Below are 16,877 nucleotides of genomic sequence, written 5' to 3'. Positions count from 1 at the left end.
AGATCACTTGGCGAGTTCGGGGGCGTTCACGGCGGGCTGGTTCTTCTCCTTGAGGACCTCGTTCAGCGGGCCGAAGTCGGCGAAGCCCTTCAACGCTACCGCCGACTTGACCACGCCCGCCGTGACCGAGTCCTGCGCGAGCTGCGGGAACTCGGCCGGGATCGGGTCGGTGGTCAGCTCGATGTTCGAGAACGCGCGGTCGATGACGGCCTGGCTCAGGCTGCTGCCGGCCAGTTCCTTGAGGGCGCCGTTGACCACGGTCTTCGCGTCCGCCGGGTTGGCCTTCGCCCAGTCGATCGCGGCCAGCTGGCCCTTCAGGACGGCCTTGACGGTGTCCGGGTGCTGCTGCAGGAACTCGCTGCGCACGATGACGACGGTGGTCGGGAAGCGGCCGTCCGGCCACAGGGTCTTCTCGTCGAGGAGGACCTTCGCCCCGGCGTCGAGCACCAGCCGGGAGGACCACGGCTCGGGCAGCCAGCCGCCGTCGAGCTCGCCCTTCTTGAAGGCGTCGAGCGTCTTGGAGTTGTCCAGGTTGGTGATCTTGACCTGGTCGGTCAGCTGCTTGCCGGCCAGGAACTTCTTGAGGGCGACGTCCTGGGTGTTGGCCAGCTGCGGCGTGGCGATCGTCTTGCCCTTGAGCTGGTCGACGCTGGTGATGTCCGGCTTGACGACCAGCTGCGCCCCGCCCGAGACGGCGCCCGAGACCAGCTGGATGGTGCCCTTGGACTTGGTGAAGGCGTTGATCGCCGGGCCGGAGCCGATGAAGGCGATGTCGAGCGAGTTGCCCAGCAGCGCGTTGACCTCTTCGGGGCCCGCGTTGAACGTCTGGGTGGTGAGCTTGGTCGAGCCCAGCTCCTGCTTGAAGAAGTCCTTTTTGACGCCGATCAGCGCGGGCGCGTGGGTGACGTTCGGGAAGAACCCGAGCCGCACCTCGGCGGCGGCGCCGGCGTTCGCGGCCGGAGCCGCGGCGGGTTCCGCGGCGCGGGAACAGCCCGCGAGCACGCCCACGACGGTCAGGGCGGCCAGCGCCGAGGCCAGGAAGCGGGTTCTGTGGTGGGTGCGCACGTCGGCGTCGCCTTTCGGGGGTCGGTGTCGGGGCGAGGTTCGCACGGTCACCCAGTGGGGCGCATAGCCATCCGCATCTCGGGAAACCCGGTGAGATTCCTTGACATCGATGACCGGTGCGCCTAAGGGCTGCTCACGCTCGCTCTTCGGTGCTCGTTCAGTGCTGGGAGAGCATGCGGGCTGGGCCCCGTGGACGCGAGATGTTCCCGGCATCTGAAACGCCTGGGCGTTTTGGGCAACCTGTCGCTTCACCCGGACGTGGTACAGGTGACGACGGATTCGGGAGGGAACATGACGAGCCGACGGGGCCAGGGAGCCACCGGCGTCCGCGTGGCGCTGGTCGTGCTGTTCATCGGAATGGGCCAGGCGACGTTCGAGTGGTTCAGGTCGCTCGGGATGGACGCGCTGACGAGCCTGGTGGTCTGGGCGATCCCGGTCTTCACCGGGGCGGCCGTGACGCTGGTGCTGTGGCTGGCGTCGGACCGGGCGTTTTCGCTGCGGAACTGGCTGCCGGTGGCGGTGAGCATCCCGGTGTACCTGGGAGGGGCGTTCGGCCTGCTCACGGGCGAGGCGAGCTTGGTGGCTTCGATCGTGACGGGGGTCGGGCTCGGGATCGCGGTGGTGGCGGTGACGGGGTTGCTCCGGTCACGACGGCGCGAGGAGCCGGTGCGGCGCTAGCTTGGGTTGCCCGGCCGACGGCAGGGCCCGGCTCGAGTTGCCCACAGCCCGGGCCGGATGTGGATAACCCGGGCCCGGGCTGCGGTTTCCCGGCTTCTCGTCGGGGCGCGCCGATACGCTGGAAGCGGGACGGTCCCCCAGGGAGGGTGGGCCCTGCCTGAGGGCCCGATCAGCGGCGCAGCAGCAAGGACACGTCGCCGAACTCGTGCCACAAGTACCGCCGCTCCACCGCCGCGTCGTACGCGCGCTGGACCAGCTCACGGCCCGCCACCGCCTCCAGCAGCAGCAAGTGCGAAGCGTCCGGTGCGTGCAAACCCGTCACGATCCCGTCCACCACCCGCGCCGGGCGGTCCGGGCCCAGGACCAGGTTCGTCCAGCCCTCGGCCGCGCCGTCCGACCAGGACTCCAGTGCCCGGGCCGCCGTCGTGCCCACCGCGATCACGCGGCCGCCTCGTGACCGCACCCACGACACCAGCGCCGCCGTCGTCGGCGGCACCCGGAACCGCTCCGCCTGGGGCGGCTCGCCCGCCTCCGGCGAGGACACCCCCGTGTGCAGCACCAGCGGCGCGAACAGCACGCCGTCCGTCACCAGGCGTGTCACCAGCGACGCTGAGAACGGCCGCGCCGCCGAGGGCATCTCCGCGCTGCCCGGCTCGCGGGCGAACACCGTCTGGTAGTCCGAAAGCGGCCACTCGCGCGGCACGTACCCGTAGCGGATCGGGCGGCCCACCGCCGCGAGGAACCCCGGTAGCGAGACCGACGCCTCCGCCCGCCAAAGCCGCGAGTCGCCCGGTGCGGCCGGAGCCACCAACGTCAGCGACGCGCCCAGCGGCAGCTCCACCTTCTCCCCCACCCGGCCGTCGAGCAACGGCCCGCCGGGCGCACGCAGCTCGACGATCCACGAGCCGTCGTCCAGCGCCGTCGAGAAGTGGACGATCACCGGGCGTCCCCCGCGCATCGCGTCGACCGCCGCCGGCAGCGTCCCCGACGTGTTCACCACCAGCAGGTCGCCGGGGCGCAGGTGCGAACCCAGCGACGAGAACACCGTGTGGTGGACGCCCGAAGGCGAAGCGACCAGCAGCCGGACCTCGTCCCGCGCCAGGCCGCGCGCCTCCGGTGGGGCCGAGGCCGACAGCTCGTCCGGCAGGTCGAACCGGATGTTCATACGCCCACCAGCAGGTCCGCGGCCCGGTAGCGGCCGCTCGGTGGACGCTCGTCCAGCAACCTCAGGAAAGCCGGGACCGCGGACGACGGCAGCGGCCGGTCCGAGATGTCCTCGCCCGGGAACGCGCGCTGGTGCATCGCCGTGCGCAGGTCGCCCGGGTCGACCGCGTACACCGCCAGGTCCGGGTTCTCCACGCCGAGCACGGCCGTGACCTGGTCGAGCGCGGCCTTCGCCGAGCCGTAGCCACCCCAGCCTTCGTACGCTTCGACGGCGGCGTCCGAGCTGATGTTGATGATCGTGCCGTGGGAAAGCGCCGGGAGCAGCAACTGCGTCAGGGCGAGCGGCGCGAAGACGTTCACGCGGTAGACGCTTTCCAGTTCCGCCAAGGGATAGCTCCCCAGGGACGGCAGCGGGCTGACGCCCAGGGAACTGGCGTTGTTGACGAGCAGATCAAGGGACGGACAGGCGTCGGCCAGCGACGCGCGGTGGGCCGGGTCGGCGACGTCGCCGGGGACGGCCGTGAAGCCGATCTCCCGGGCGGCCGAACCCAACGCTGCCGCGTCCCGGCCGTCGCCGATGACTGTCCACTTGCGACTCACCAGGGCGGCGGCCAGGGCTCGGCCCAGACCCGCGGACGCACCGGTGACGAGTGCGGTTGGCATGGTTCCTCCTTCGAGGGGTACCACACCATCGTCAAACCTCTACATTACTTGAGGTCAAGGCGGCGCCGGAGCAGGAAGTACGCTGCCAGCGAAACGACGAGCCCGACGTAGTACGCGAGGTCCGCGCCGTGCAGCGCCGACGCGACCGGTCCGGTGTAGAGGGACGTGTTCATGAACGGCACCGCCGCCCCGAACCCCACGACGAACGCCACGAGCGCGGCCCACGGACGCACGGAAACGGCGGCCAGCACGTCCACGCTTCGGCCACCGCGGGTCCGCGCGAGCCAGTCCGGGATGACGACGCCGAGGAACGGCGGGATCCAGTAGCTGACGAACAGCAGCACGTTCTGGAACTTGGCCGACAGGTCGCCGCTGTGCATCCAGAGGATCAGCGCGAACGCGAGCACCGTGACGACCACCGCCGACACCGGGCGCCGCAGCCGGACGCCGACGGTCTGCAGGGCCAGCGAGCCGCTGTAGTCGTTCATCGCGTTCGACGACACCGCCGCGAGCGCGATCACGGCCAGCGCGAGCGAGCCCAGGAACCCACCGCCGAGCAGCGCCGCGACGCCGGTCGCCGTCTGGTCGCCCAGTGACGAACCCAGCGCGAGCCCGAGGCCTTCGCCGATCGCGTACGACGCCGTCAGGCCGAGCAGCGTCGCCCAGAAGACCGAGCGCGACGACGTGCTCGCCGGCAGGTAGCGGCTGAAGTCCGAAGCGTAGGGCGCCCAGGAGATCGCCAGCGACAACGTGATCGTCGTGAACAGCACGACACCGCCCGCCAGGTCGGCACCCGAAGCCGTGTCGGCGGTCGCGATCGTGTGCCCGGAAAGGACTTTCACGGCGAGCGCGGCGAACGCGAGCACCAGCAGCACACTCATCACCGCCTGCACGCGGTGGATCAGGGCGTAGCCGAACACGCCGAGCGCGCACTGCAGCACCAGCACGATCAGCACCGCGGCCCAGAACGGCAGCCCGGTCAGCTCGGCCAGCGCCTCGCCGCCGAACAGGCCGACCAGCGCGTCCCAGGCGATCGAGCCGAGCCACTGGACGAGCCCCGGCAGCACGACGCCGCCGCCGAAGGGCAGCCGCGCGAGCGGCAGCTGGCCGGTGCCGGTGCGCGGCCCCCAGGTGGACAGGTACGCCACCGGCAGCGACCCGAGCACGGTGCCGGCGAGCATCGCGGCCACGCCCGTCCAGAACCCGAGGCCGTACGCCGCGGCGAGCGTGCCGGTGAACACCGCCGTCATGGTCAGGTTCGGCGCGAACCACACGCTGAACAGCCGCCACGGCCGCCCGAACCGGTTGCCCTCCGGCACCGGCGCGATGCCGTGGGTCTCGATCGCCAGGTCACGGCCTCCGGTGGGCATCCGCCCGCCGAAGACCTCCGCACCCAGTCCGTTCATGTGCCGCCTCCTGTCCCGATCACCCTAAAGCGCGTCCGCGTGGTGTAACGCGACGGCCCGAACGGGCGAATCACGGTTAGCCGTTGCCGAACCGCCGCACACACCCGCCAGGATTGCCCGGCGAGGCTCACCGGGAGGGTTGTCGTGGTCCAGCATCCGCGGACGCTCGCGATGACCGGCCTGCTGGCCACCGGTTTCGCGCTCGGCGTCACCGCGTTGGCCCTCAAGGCGGCCGAGGGCAGCCATTCCGCGTTCGACACGGCCCTCAGCACCGTCACGGGGTTCCTGTTCCTGCTCGCCGGCGCGGTCGCGCACGTGCGGCGCCCGGCGAACGCGATCGGCGTGCTCATCGCGCTCGCCGGGGTCGCGCTGTTCCTCGAGGACCTGCAGTTCACCCCGGACCCGGTGCTGTACACGCTCACGGTGCCGCTGCGCGCGGCGTCCGGCCCGGTGATCGCGCACCTCGTGCTCGCCTTCCCGCACGGGAAGCTCCGGTCGCGGTGGGAACGCCTGCTGGTCGCGGCGGCCTACTCGGTGGTGCTCGGCCTGGGCGTGCTCGGGCTCCTCGTCAACGACGACCCGCGCGACCTGCTGGCGGTCTCCGCCGGCCACGACGGCAGCGTCGTCGCCGACCGGGTGCTGGAGCTCGCCGCCACGGCGATCAGCGCCGGGGTGATCGTCGTGCTGCTCTACCGGTGGCTGACCGGACGGCTGCCGCAGCGGCGGCTGCTGTCGCCGGTGATCGTCATCGCGCTGTCCGGCGCGTTCGCGTCGGGGGTCGGCACGGCGCTCGGGGACGGGCACCCGCTGTCGGAGCCGATGCTGCAGGCGTACCGGATCCTGTTCTGCCTGTGGCCACTGGCGTTCCTGACCGGCGTGCTGCGCGCCCGCGTCGGCAACGCGGAGATGATCCGGCTGCTGCTGGAGCGCGACGGCACCGGGCTGGCGGCGCTCGTGCAGGACGACGAGGTGTGGAAGGACAGCCGCTCGATCGACGCGCTGAACGCGGCGGCCGGGCTGGTGCTGGACAACCAGCGGCTGACGGCCGAGCTGGAGCAGCGGCTGGCCGAGGTGCGGGCGTCGCGGGCCCGGCTCGTCGCGGCGGGCGACGAGGAGCGCCGCCGCCTGGAGCGCGACCTGCACGACGGCGCCCAGCAGCGGCTGGTCAGCGTGGTGCTGCTGCTGCGGATGGCGGGCCGCCGGCCCGGCGACGCGCTGCCGGCGGAGGTCCGGACGCTGCTGGCCGGCACGGTCGACGAGCTGCAGACCGCGATCACCGAGCTGCGTGAACTGGCCCGTGGCATCCGCCCGGCGATCCTCACCGAAGCGGGCCTGGTCGCGGCGGTGCGTTCGCTGGCCGACCGGATCCCGATGGCGGTCGCCCTGACGGTCGGCACGGTGCCCCGGCTGGACGCGACCGTCGAGGCGACGGCGTACTTCGTGGCGTCGGAGGCGCTGACGAACGCGTTGAAGCACGCGGAGACCGACCACGCGGACGTGCGGATCACGGTCGAGGGGGCGGAGCTGCGGGTCGAGGTGACCGACCCGGGCGTCGGCGGCGCGGACGTCGAGGGCGGGACGGGTCTGGCGGGGCTGCGGGACCGGGTGCAGGCGCTGGGTGGGGAGCTCGAGGTGGCGAGCGGCGCCGGTGGGACGACGGTCCGGGCGGTCATTCCCCTCGCCGGGACCACCGGAATGCCATGAAGGGCACCCTCATGGCCGTTAAGGCCATGAAGGTGCCCTTCATGGAGTACGTACTAGACGAGCAGCAGGAACAGCAGCCCGTTGGGCGTGCCGAGACCCGTCACGTCGTCGTAGCCCGGGGTCGTGTGGATGGTCAGACCCTGGTAGTCGAGCGTGCGCACCGAGGTGAGCAGGCCGTCCGAAGCGTCGACCGCGTTCGCGTAGTCGACACGCTCCACCGCGGCGTCCACGTGCTTCACGTCGCTGATCGCCGAGGTGCGGGAGGTCAGCTTGTAGATCACGGGGTTGATGAAGCCGTGGTGGAAGTGGTCGAAGCTGTCGGCCACCGCCATGATGCCGGCGAACACCGGCGACGCGAGGCTCGTGCCGCCGATCCGGTACTGGTCGTAGTAGGCGCCGTCCGGGAAGGTCTGCGTCTGGCCGACCAGGAAGCCGGTGTTCGGGTCACCGACCGCGGAGATGTCGGGGACGACCCGGCCCTTGTTGTTGCCCGTCTGGTTCTTCTTCGCCAGCGCGTCCGGCACGACACCCTTCTGGTAGAAGGGCTGCGCGAACAGCCGGCTCGTGCCGCCACCGGAACCGCTGGTGTAGGCCGCCGGGCCGTAGACGCCGTTGGTCAGCGAGGACTTGCTGGTCTCCCAGCCGGTCTCGAAGATCCGCTTGCCGTCCTTGCCGATCGCGATGGACGTGCCGCCGACCGCGGTGATCCACGGCGCCGAGGCGGAGAAGTCCGGCGACGGCGTGCCGAGGCGCGCGACCTCGTCACCGTTGTCGCCCGAGGAGAAGTAGACGCCGATGCCCTCGAGCACCGCCTGCAGCGAGATCTGGTTGAACACCTTGACCTCATCGGCGGGGATGTCCTCGCCGGTGTCGCCGTAGGAGTTCGACACGATGTCGGCCTTGTGGCCGGCGATCACGTAGTTCAGCGCCACGTCGAGGGCGTTGTCCTCGCAGGACTCCCCGCCGACGTACAGGATGTCCGCACCCGGCGCGAGACCGTGGGCGGCCTCGACGTCGAGCGTCTCCTCGCCGTACCAGCCCGCCGCGTCACACTGGTCCGGCGGCTCGAGGACCGGGTTCGCCGGGAAGACGTGCTGCTTGAACTGGCTCTGCTTCAGCGGGTGCTGCGGGTCGTTCTTCTTCGCGTAGGTGCTCGCGTCGGAGTAGATGGTCGGCGAGGCGAACGCGTCGACGATGGCGATCGTCGTGCCCTTGCCGTCCGTTCCGACCTTGTCGACGCCGTAGGCCGACCGCAGCTGCGCCGGGGTGTAGCCGCACGGGGCGTACGGCAGGTGCTTGCCGTTGTAGGCGGGGTCGGTGGTGTCGACCTTCTCGCCGTAGTAGGCGCTGCACGGCTTCGCGTTGCGGAAGCCGGGGCCGGGCGCGACGTCGGACGGCGTCCCGGAGCCGGTGGCGTGGTCCGGCTTGAACAGGTTGGTCGCCTGGTCGACGCCGACGACACCGAGCACGTCGCTCGCCAGGTTCGCGGGCACCGACAGGTTCTTGTCGGCGGCGCGGAGGGTCTGGCCCTTGACCTTGTACTTGCCCAGCTTGACGGCGAACGCGTTCTGCGTCTGGTCGGCGGTGCCGGTGGCCTCGACGTAGGCGCGGTTCGACGGGACGTCACCGATGCTGAACCCGCTGCCGGTCAGCCACGACTTGACGGCGTTCACCGTCGCGTCGCTGGCGGCGAACCGGTCCCGGACCTGGTCCGGGCTGAGGTACTGCCGGTAGGTCTTGCTGTCCGGATCGGACACGGCCTGCGCCAGCGCCTCGGCGCCGGCGTTGTCGCGCTGGTTCAGGTAGACCCGGAAGCTCAGCTTGGACGCGGGCGCCGTGTCGGCGACCTTCGCCTGCGCGTTCGCCCACAACGGGTGCGACTGCGGAATGTCGGAACGCCCCTGCGCCGAAGCCGTCGCGGGTACGGCGCCGGTCAGGCCACCGACCACCGCGAGCGAAAGGAGCAGGGTGGAGCTTCTTCGCACAGAAATCTCCCTCTCGAAAGCGGCCCCCAGGAAATGGGCCTGGAACACCGGACGAGACTAGATCGGTGTTCCGCCCGCGGGGAAGTACTTGCGGAACCGTTATCTGGTCGCGAATTCACGTGTCCCCGCGCGTGGTACGGAAATCCGATTTGTCGCACGAATTACGCGAGGAATAATGCCGGATGGGAGGTTAGTCCGGTTCGTGTCCGTATTGCGGAACACTCGAGCAGGGCGGCCACCACCTACGAAAGTCGGTTGCTCCGTCCACTCGGGACAGTCCGGAGGTGACGGTAGTTCGGCCGTCAGGCTCGTGTTTCGAGGCGCCGGTTCACCGCGTCCGGCGCGAACTGGGCCTCGACCACCATCGCCACCGCCCCGCCGAGCGCTTCGCCGCGGCCGCCGATTTCCACGTGCAGGTTCCGGGTCGAGCGAGGCAGCGCGCGCCGGTAAAGCACTTCGCGGACGCCGGTCACGAAGTGCGGCTCGGCCAGGTCGCCGGCGATCACCAATACGCCCGGGTTGACCACGCACACCAGCGTCGCGAGCACCTCGCCCACCTCGCGGCCGGCCTCCTCCGCGAGCCGTACCGCCGCCGGTTCGCCGGCCAGGATCCGCTCGCGGACGCCCGATCCCGACGTCGTCGGCAGGCCCAGCTCCGTCAGGCGGGCCGCCAGCGCGCCGCCGCCGGCGACCGCCGCCAGGCAGCCGAGTGAACCGCACAGGCAGCGCGCGTCCGGGTGCCCGGGCAGGCGGACGTGCCCGATGTCGCCCGCGCCGCCGTCGATGCCGCGGTACACCTCGCCGCCGATCACCAGGCCGGCGCCGATCCCGGTGGACGCCTTGACCACGACCAGCGCGGCCGTGTCCGGGTAGCGGGCGCGGTGTTCGCCCAGCGCCATCAGGTTCGCGTCGTTGTCGACCAGCACCGGGGCGCCGAAGCGGGCCTCCAGGTGAGCGTCGATCGGGTAGCCGTCCCAGCCGGGCATGATCGGCGGCTGCGTGACGCGGCCGCGTCCCGGCTCGACCGGACCTGGCACGGAAATCCCCACGCCGCACACCGGCCGGTCCGCCTCGGCCAGCATCTCCTCGAACCACTCCGCGATCCGGCCGAGCACCGGCTCCGGGCCGTCGGCGACACGCAGGTCGCCCGCGCGGTAGGCCAGCCGGCGACCCGTCAGGTCGGTGAGCGCGGCCTCGGCGTGCATCGTGTCGACGCTCGCGGCGAGGACGACGGCGTGCCGGTCGTCGAACCGCAGGTGCCGGGCCGGGCGGCCGCCGGTGGAGTCCTCGTGGCCGTCCTCGGCCAGCAGGCCCGCGTCCAGGAGCCGATCCAGGCGCGCGGTGAGGGTCGTGCGCGACAGTCCACTGCGCGTGAGCAGGGCTTTTCGCGTGGTCGCCTGCCCCGTCCTGACCAGCTGCAACAGCTCGCCGGCGCTGGTCGTCATCGCCCTCCCTCGGACTTTTGTCCATTGACAATACACAAGTCGGAGATAGATTGGACATATGGATGTAACATGGGGGCGTGCCGCGGATGTCCTCGACGGCAACTGGCTCGGCTCGTCGACCGTGCCGTCGCGCTCGCTCTACCCGCACCAGTGGAGCTGGGACTCGGCGTTCATCGCCATCGGCCTGCGGCACCTGTCACCCGCGCGAGCGCGTCGCGAACTGCTGACGCTGTTCTCCGCGCAGTGGCGCGACGGCCGCGTCCCGCACATCCTCTTCAACCCCGACACCCCACCCGAGGCGTACTTCCCGGGCCCGGACTTCTGGCGCGCGCGGCGGACGTCGGGGCTGGTCCAGCCGCCGGTGCACGCGCGGGCGGTGCTGGCGGTGCACGAGGCCGAGCCCGATCGCACGTTCCTCGCCACGCTGTACCCGAAGCTGCGGGCCTGGCACGAGTACCTGCGGGTTTCGCGGGACGCCGGCGGGCGGGGGCTCGCGGCGATCGTGCACCCGTGGGAGTCCGGGATGGACAACAGCCCGGCCTGGGACGGCCCGCTCTCCCGCGTGACGCCGACGAACGGGTTCGTCCGCCGCGACCTGCAGCACGGCGACGCCGCCGACCGGCCGAGCGACGAGGACTACGGCCGGTACGTCCGGCTCGCGGCCGACTACCGGGACCGCGGCTACGAAGGCTTCGGCGAGTTCGTCGTCGAAGATCCCGGCTTCAACGCGATCCTGGCCGACGCCGAACTGGCGCTGGCCGAGATCGCCGACGTGCTGGGCCTGCCCGCGGCCGCCGCCACCCACCGCGAATCCGCGGCGCGCGTCGAGAAGGCAATGCAGGAAACCCTGTGGGACAACGGCTTCTTCTTCGCCCGCGACGTCCGGACCGGCTCGCTGACCCGCGCACACACGTGCGCGGGCCTGCTGCCGCTGCTGCTGCCGGACCTGGCCGTCGCCCCGGCCCTGCTGGCGACGGCCACCGGGCCCCGCTTCCGGCTCGGACGCGGCCACGGCGTCCCGAGCCACGACCTGACGGCGCCGGACTTCGACGCGGGCCGCTACTGGCGCGGCCCGTCGTGGGCCAACGTCGGCTGGCTGGTCCGCCAGGGGCTGTTGCGCCACGGCGAGCACGCCTTGGCCGAGCGCCTGCGTGACGACCTCGTTTCGACGGCCGCGCGGACGGACTTCGCCGAGTACGTGGACCCGCTGACCGGCGCCGGCCACGGTGCCCGCTCGTTCGGCTGGACCGCGGCGCTGACCCTGGACCTCATCGCGACCACAGACTGACGGACAACATGATTGCGTTCACGTGATTCATTAACGTATTCCAGCTTCCGTTGACGCTGAGTTGCTGCTACAACGTTTGAGGTCCGATTCGGGGACAAGGTAGAGATCAGTCAAGCACTCACCGTAGTAGGTGACAAATAGCTGACAAAAACAGCTCAATTGCCCAAACGCATCTCCGTCACTCATTCGGGTGGTTGTTGTACCCTTCGAAACCAAGGAGCATTTGAGGCTTCGGAATCAGTCGCCGCAGCCGAGGGGAACGCCCATGACGGTCGAGGCCAGCTCATGCGAATGGCTTCGCATCCAGCTGCCCGAACGGATCGACACGGCGTCAGCGTCCGCACTTCTGGCCAAGCTGACATCCGCCGAGCAGGACGCACCTCTTGATCTCGACCTCGCCGACGCCACAACGATCGACATCACCGGCCTGATGACGCTACTGTCCGCGCTCAACGAACGCAGTGCGGCTCGGCGGGAAACCTTGATCTCATTACCGAGTGATCCCGCCGTAACGGACTTCCTCTTGGAATGCGCCTTCCCTTCGGCCGCCGCAATGGTCTCCAGATCACAGTTCGGCACCCTGCACTGGGCAGACGGCGCACTGCCGATTCGCGATCAAGTCAGGTTCCTGCGTCCCGCGCCGAACCGCGCGTCCGGCACTGCCTACGAGCGGCTTCGAGATGAGCGTTTCTTCGGATTCTTGACCTACTTCTTCCAAGCGGACCCGCAGATCTCCTCGGTCGTCGCGACCGAATGGTCGCGTTGGCGGGGACCCGTCGTCCTCAGCTTTCTCGACACCGCGCTCAAGCACAGCGGCGCCGAAGTCGCACGCGTAGTGATCTACGAATTGCTGACGAACGCCGTACTACACCCGGGTGGCGATCTGCTGACCATCGGCTCCTGGGTGGCGAGCACCGGCCCCGGCAGCGCAAAAGAGCTCGTCATCTCGGTGTGGGACAACGGCAACAGCATGGTTCGACCGCTCCGCGCCGGCCTGTCGGCAGGTCAGCCGATCAGGGTCACCGAAGCGGCGGTCAACGACACCTTCGTCATCGAGGCGACGGGCTGGCGCCCACGGCGGGCGAAGTACTCCGCTCAGTGGACACCCGAAGCGGACGCCACCGACGAGGAGCTGCTGCTGGCGTCGGTCTTTCCCGGAATTTCCCATCGCCCGGCCAAGGCGCCACCGAGCCTGATACCGCGCACGCGCGAAGTTCCGCAAGAGTATGGCCTCCACGCCCTTTACCGGTGCGTCGTCGACCTCTTCGGTGGATCGCTCGAGATCCGCACAGGCAATCAACAGCTGAACCTCGTCAGCGCCTCTCACCAGCGGCGCCGCGGTCCCCGGCGCTACAGAGCTCACATCTCACACGTCGCCGGTCAGCCGTTCCACGGGAATCTGCTTTCCGTGCGTCTGCCGCTGCGCTATGCCCGGTAGCCCGCGCCGTCCCTGGCAGCTGGAGACCGAGGTACTGCGAGTCGGCACCCTGGCGTCCGAGCCGGTGGACGAAGACCGCCAAAAGTTCCACGAGTGGCTGGCGAGGCGGCTGGTCACTTCGGTGTCGGTCCGTCACGCCGCGACCTTTACGCGCTACATCCCGGCAGACGACATCCGGAACTCCGTCCTGCCGTCCACCGAGATCCTGAGCTTCACCACCTCGGAAACCCATCGTGAAATAAAGATCATCGACTGCTCGGGCAATCGCTACGGAGACATGGGAGAGAACTTCCTCCACTGGGTCGCGTTGTGCGCGACGAAGTTCGCGACCAGGGCCGAGCAGATTAGTGTCGTGGTGCTTCCCAGCTTCCCCCACAACACCTTCAGCCCGTTCTGGACGCCGATACTCGACCTATCGGCCGAAGCCGGCACTGTCGTCGTCGTGGACAAAACCGGTGGCCTGGAACCGCACGGGCGTCCACAGCCGTTGTCGTCCCTCGACCGCGAGCTCTTCCAGATCAAGTACCGGTCGCTCAACGGGGCACCCCGGCAGGACTTCGAGGACAAGGTCATCCGGCGTATCGGGCACTTCGAGATCAGTGAGGAGTACTGCAGCCATTTCTTCTTCGACGGCTCGCGCGCCGTCACCGAACTGGCCGAAGTGCTGCACGACGCCATCATCGAGGTGACGCGCAACCGGACCGGCCGGACGGCCCTGCTGATCCCGGAGACGACCGACTCCTGGATGGAGCGAGCCGTTACCGCCACCGCCAACCGGCTCAACGTCCCCTGGAGCAAATGGCCTGACGATCCCGCGCGGATACCCGAGCCGACTCCCAGGACGACGTACATGCTCCTCCTCGACTTCATCAAAACGGGAGCCACTTACACGCGAGTAGCTCAGCAGGCGATCGATGCGGGGTACAAACTGCATCGGTACTCGGTGGCTGCTTTCATGTCCTCGGACTTCCACACGAAGGGCAACGGCCTCCCCGCGGTCCAGCCCATCAAGTCGGTCGCCGCCGAACGAGTCAGCCGTGAGCAGTGCGACCAGTGCGGATTGAGGCTCCCTCACACCGACAAGCAGCGGGACGATTTCGCCGGACTCCGGTCTTACGATGCGTGGTACATCCTCACCAGTGTCGAATGGAAGCCCGAACTGTACGGACCGCCCGAAACGCCCCGGTTGCTCCACTTCCCCCCGTTTTCCGCGATCTTCGAGCGATTCGGCGACTGCGTTGCCTACAAGCTCGAGCAGGTGATGCAGGACGTAGCGCCTCCCGGCGTGGTGATCGTCTGCCCCGAGGAGCCCGCGGTACAGCTGTTGATCCGCCGGATGCAGCACTGGGCGGACGACCCGATGGTTGCGGTGCCGCTTCCGCGGGAAGCACTGACCAAATCCGAAGAAAGCACTCTCGGCGAGATCCGGCAACTCGCCCGCAGCACTGGCTGGGGTCGCCAGCTGGAACACCTGTCACAACAGCAAGCGAGTGTGGTGGTGCTTGACGAGATCAACGTCTCGAACACCACGGCGCAGCAGATGCTGCACCTGTTGAAAGCGTTCCAGATCCAACCACACGCCTACACCCCCGTCTTCAACTTCGTGCCGGCCGAACAGCTGGACGGTGTGCCGATCCACTCGCTTTACGATCTTCCCAGTCCGCGCCGGGTGTGGTCGTGATGAGCCCGCGATCGCCGCGCCGGCGACGTGAACGCGCCGAAGAGTCGATGGCGTCGATAGCCCACTTCCTCCACCGTCAGCCCGAAGGAATCCAGCGCATCCTCATGATGCGCGACTACGCGAGCCGGGCTTCGACGATACCGCCCCGCGAGCGAGCCGCGTTCGACGTCACGGTCGTCGATTCGTTCCTTCCGCCGGGCCCGGACAGCAGCCCGCCGCGGCGTCATCCCGCGCCGGTCGAGGACGTCCGGGACGTCGACATCCTCGTTCTCACGGTGCAGCCGATCGAGCTCCGGGCGACTCTGGCCGCACTGGGCATCGAGGACCGGCCGCACGTGGTGCGCCGCAACCGCCCCTACTACCACGCGGAAGTCCCTTTCACCGCCGCCGGCCTCGCGGTACCACCGGCCGACCTCACGGTGGCGGTGACGCTGATCGGCCAAGCGTACGGTCTGCACGCCCAGCACGCCGTCGACGAGATCTCCACCTTCTACCGGGCGAACGTATGGGTCCTCGCCGGCATGGCCGCCGGACTGGCCGGACACACCAGAAAGGCCGATGTCTACCTCCCGCAGACCGTCTGGTGGTACGAACCCGGCCGGCTCACGGCGGACCGCTTCGAACCGCGACCGGAGGTCGCCAGCCGGGGTCCGATGAACTTGCAGCTCGCGCGCTTCGATCCCACCGGCGCCAAGCTCCACGATCGGCTGGCGGCGGCGATCACCGAGCTGCCCGATCGTCATCGACCCGCCGACCTGGCCGCGGATTTCACCCCGCAGGTATCCGTTCTGTCCGACGCGGTGGCCTCCGGCGACAAGCTGCTCCGCGACGGCCGGCAGCTGGCGGCTCTCCACGAGAGCAATCAGCGCATCGTGTTGGGCGATCAGGAGTCCTACGGGTTCGCTTTCGCCTGCCGGGACATGGACTGGATCATCGCGCGGGGCATCGCCGACTTCGGAGACGCGGAGAAGGACTCGTCCTACCAGTACCTGGCCACCCTGCTGGCCGTGCACACCGTCCTGGAGTTCCTGGAAAGCATCTACATCCCACCCGGATTCGCCATTCCCGGCCAGGCCGTCGATCGACCTTGAACCGCCGCTCGCAGACAGGCGGCAAGACACCACCCACGATGTGTGGTGTGCTGGGGCGATGGACGCGGATCAGTTCAAGGCCGACGTGACCTACGACGACGTGTACGTCCTGTTCCTCGACGCGTCGGGGTACTCCAGCATCGTGGACCGCAACCCCCGCGACCGCGCCGCGCACGCGTTCGACCTGATGCGGGAAAGACTGATCGCCAGGGTCGAGAAGGAGGCCCAGGACCACGGTTGTGCTCGCGCCGAGCTGTGGAGCTGGCGCGGCGACGGCGGGTTCTTCATCTTGCACGACGACAACGAGAGCGTGACGCGTGACGTCACGCTCAGCGCAGGACGCGCGATTCTCACCGAAGACGTCCCGCAGTTGCGAGAAGAGCTGGCCAAGGCGGAGTTCGCCGGCGAACTGAGGCTCCGATTGGCCGTGCACAAAGGCCCGATCCGGCTGCCCGCCGACCGGCTCGCTTCGATCCATTCCCCGCACATCAACTTCGCGGCACACCTGGAAGAGGTGGTGCCGCCCGACAGGCTGGCCGTATCCGACGCCGTACATCGAGTGGCGGGCCCCTTCGGTCACGGACTCGAATGGGTCGGCGCCTTCGAAGACCATCAGATCTATCTCATGGTCACGCACGACGAAACGGAGACGGGTCGGCGGACATGGCTGCGATCGACCGGGCTGCCCGGCAACGTACGGGTCCACGCCTATCCCGGCCGCCCGAGCCAGGAGGACAAGGCACATCTGGTCAGCACGGCTTCGCACGACGTCCTGGACTTGGGCACAACGCTCAACTCCTGCTCCAATCGGCTCACCACCACCGACCGGCCCGCGGTCTACCGGGACGCGGTGATCGACTTCCTCCGGCGGGGTGGGACATATCGCTGCGTCCTGCTCGATCCGGCCGGCGAAGCGACGGTGATCTTCTCCAGGCTGCGCGGCGAACAACTCGCCCCCAAGATCAAGGAATCGCTGACGAGATTCCGACGATTCAAGGAACGGCACGCCGGTGACGCCGACCGATTCGAGGTCTACCAAGCGAGCGAGTTTCCCGGCATGGCGGCGCTGTGCGCGGATCCCGGGCCGAACAGCCTCATCCTCTACTCGCCCTATCTGCTGGGAATCGGACCGAAGGCGGCCGCACTCGATCGCGCCGACATGCCGCACTACTTCGCATCCGCCGACTCCGGGCAGCTGCACCGGACCCTGGAAACGGCCATCGCCCAAGCCACCCGGCCCGAGGCTTTGGACCGGGTTCTGTGAATCGC

The 16,877-nt window shown here is 69.3% G+C and carries 13 protein-coding genes; 7 read left to right on the top strand and 6 right to left on the bottom strand.

The features are described from left to right. Positions 1–3: 3 nt before the first annotated feature. The gene (locus QQ657_RS50855; RefSeq protein ID WP_284749667.1) at positions 4–1,065 is read right to left on the bottom strand and encodes an ABC transporter substrate-binding protein; all 1,062 of its coding nucleotides are present in this window, start codon (positions 1,063–1,065) and stop codon (positions 4–6) included. 291 nt (positions 1,066–1,356) lie between these two features. Between QQ657_RS50855 and QQ657_RS50850 the strand changes: the two genes are divergently transcribed. After that, entirely contained in the window at positions 1,357–1,743 is a 387-nt protein-coding gene (locus tag QQ657_RS50850; protein ID WP_284749666.1) for a hypothetical protein, read from the top strand. Between the two features lie 169 nt (positions 1,744–1,912). Here the strand turns inward: QQ657_RS50850 and QQ657_RS50845 are convergent, their stop codons facing one another. Genes QQ657_RS50845 through QQ657_RS50835 form a run of 3 tightly spaced genes read right to left on the bottom strand, consistent with a single transcriptional unit; the run spans position 1,913 to position 4,976 of the window. Continuing rightward, entirely contained in the window at positions 1,913–2,908 is a 996-nt protein-coding gene (locus QQ657_RS50845; protein ID WP_284749665.1) for an S-adenosylmethionine:tRNA ribosyltransferase-isomerase, read from the bottom strand. Then, positions 2,905–3,570, bottom strand: coding sequence for an SDR family NAD(P)-dependent oxidoreductase (locus QQ657_RS50840; RefSeq protein ID WP_284749664.1), 666 nt, complete (start codon positions 3,568–3,570; stop codon positions 2,905–2,907). Before QQ657_RS50840 ends, QQ657_RS50845 begins: the two co-directional genes overlap by 4 nt. A gap of 44 nt (positions 3,571–3,614) precedes the next feature. Then, positions 3,615–4,976, bottom strand: coding sequence for a purine-cytosine permease family protein (locus tag QQ657_RS50835; protein ID WP_284749663.1), 1,362 nt, complete (start codon positions 4,974–4,976; stop codon positions 3,615–3,617). Between the two features lie 171 nt (positions 4,977–5,147). On the opposite strand from QQ657_RS50835, the gene QQ657_RS50830 reads away from it, so the two are divergent. After that, positions 5,148–6,680: a sensor histidine kinase gene (locus QQ657_RS50830; RefSeq protein WP_284749682.1), complete on the top strand. Its 1,533-nt coding sequence runs from the start codon at positions 5,148–5,150 to the stop codon at positions 6,678–6,680. A 53-nt stretch (positions 6,681–6,733) separates the two neighbouring features. On the opposite strand, the gene QQ657_RS50825 is transcribed toward QQ657_RS50830, so the two are convergent. Together QQ657_RS50825 and QQ657_RS50820 are read right to left on the bottom strand one after the other, a co-directional pair. Further along, entirely contained in the window at positions 6,734–8,665 is a 1,932-nt protein-coding gene (locus QQ657_RS50825) for a S53 family peptidase (protein ID WP_284749662.1), read from the bottom strand. A gap of 302 nt (positions 8,666–8,967) precedes the next feature. Continuing rightward, positions 8,968–10,110 (bottom strand): ROK family transcriptional regulator, encoded by a 1,143-nt coding sequence (locus QQ657_RS50820; RefSeq protein ID WP_284749661.1) that lies wholly within the window; start codon positions 10,108–10,110, stop codon positions 8,968–8,970. A gap of 58 nt (positions 10,111–10,168) precedes the next feature. On the opposite strand from QQ657_RS50820, the gene QQ657_RS50815 reads away from it, so the two are divergent. The 5 genes from QQ657_RS50815 (at position 10,169) to QQ657_RS50795 (ending at position 16,872) form a co-directional block, all read left to right on the top strand. After that, on the top strand, positions 10,169–11,398 hold the full coding sequence (locus tag QQ657_RS50815) for an amylo-alpha-1,6-glucosidase (RefSeq protein WP_284749660.1): 1,230 nt from the start codon (positions 10,169–10,171) through the stop codon (positions 11,396–11,398). A gap of 265 nt (positions 11,399–11,663) precedes the next feature. Continuing rightward, on the top strand, positions 11,664–12,836 hold the full coding sequence (locus QQ657_RS50810; protein ID WP_284749659.1) for an STAS domain-containing protein: 1,173 nt from the start codon (positions 11,664–11,666) through the stop codon (positions 12,834–12,836). A 64-nt stretch (positions 12,837–12,900) separates the two neighbouring features. Further along, a complete protein-coding gene (locus QQ657_RS50805; RefSeq protein WP_284749658.1) occupies positions 12,901–14,517 on the top strand; it encodes a hypothetical protein in 1,617 nt (538 codons plus the stop codon). Further along, on the top strand, positions 14,517–15,608 hold the full coding sequence (locus tag QQ657_RS50800; protein ID WP_284749657.1) for a hypothetical protein: 1,092 nt from the start codon (positions 14,517–14,519) through the stop codon (positions 15,606–15,608). The genes QQ657_RS50805 and QQ657_RS50800 overlap by 1 nt, the downstream gene beginning before the upstream one ends. 142 nt (positions 15,609–15,750) lie before the next feature. Continuing rightward, a complete protein-coding gene (locus QQ657_RS50795) occupies positions 15,751–16,872 on the top strand; it encodes a hypothetical protein (RefSeq protein ID WP_284749656.1) in 1,122 nt (373 codons plus the stop codon). The last annotated feature ends 5 nt before the right edge of the window (positions 16,873–16,877 follow it).

Origin of the sequence: Amycolatopsis ponsaeliensis (assembly GCF_030182635.1) — a bacterium.
GTDB lineage: Bacteria > Actinomycetota > Actinomycetes > Mycobacteriales > Pseudonocardiaceae > Amycolatopsis > Amycolatopsis ponsaeliensis.
This window is presented reverse-complemented; position numbering and strand designations above follow the sequence as displayed.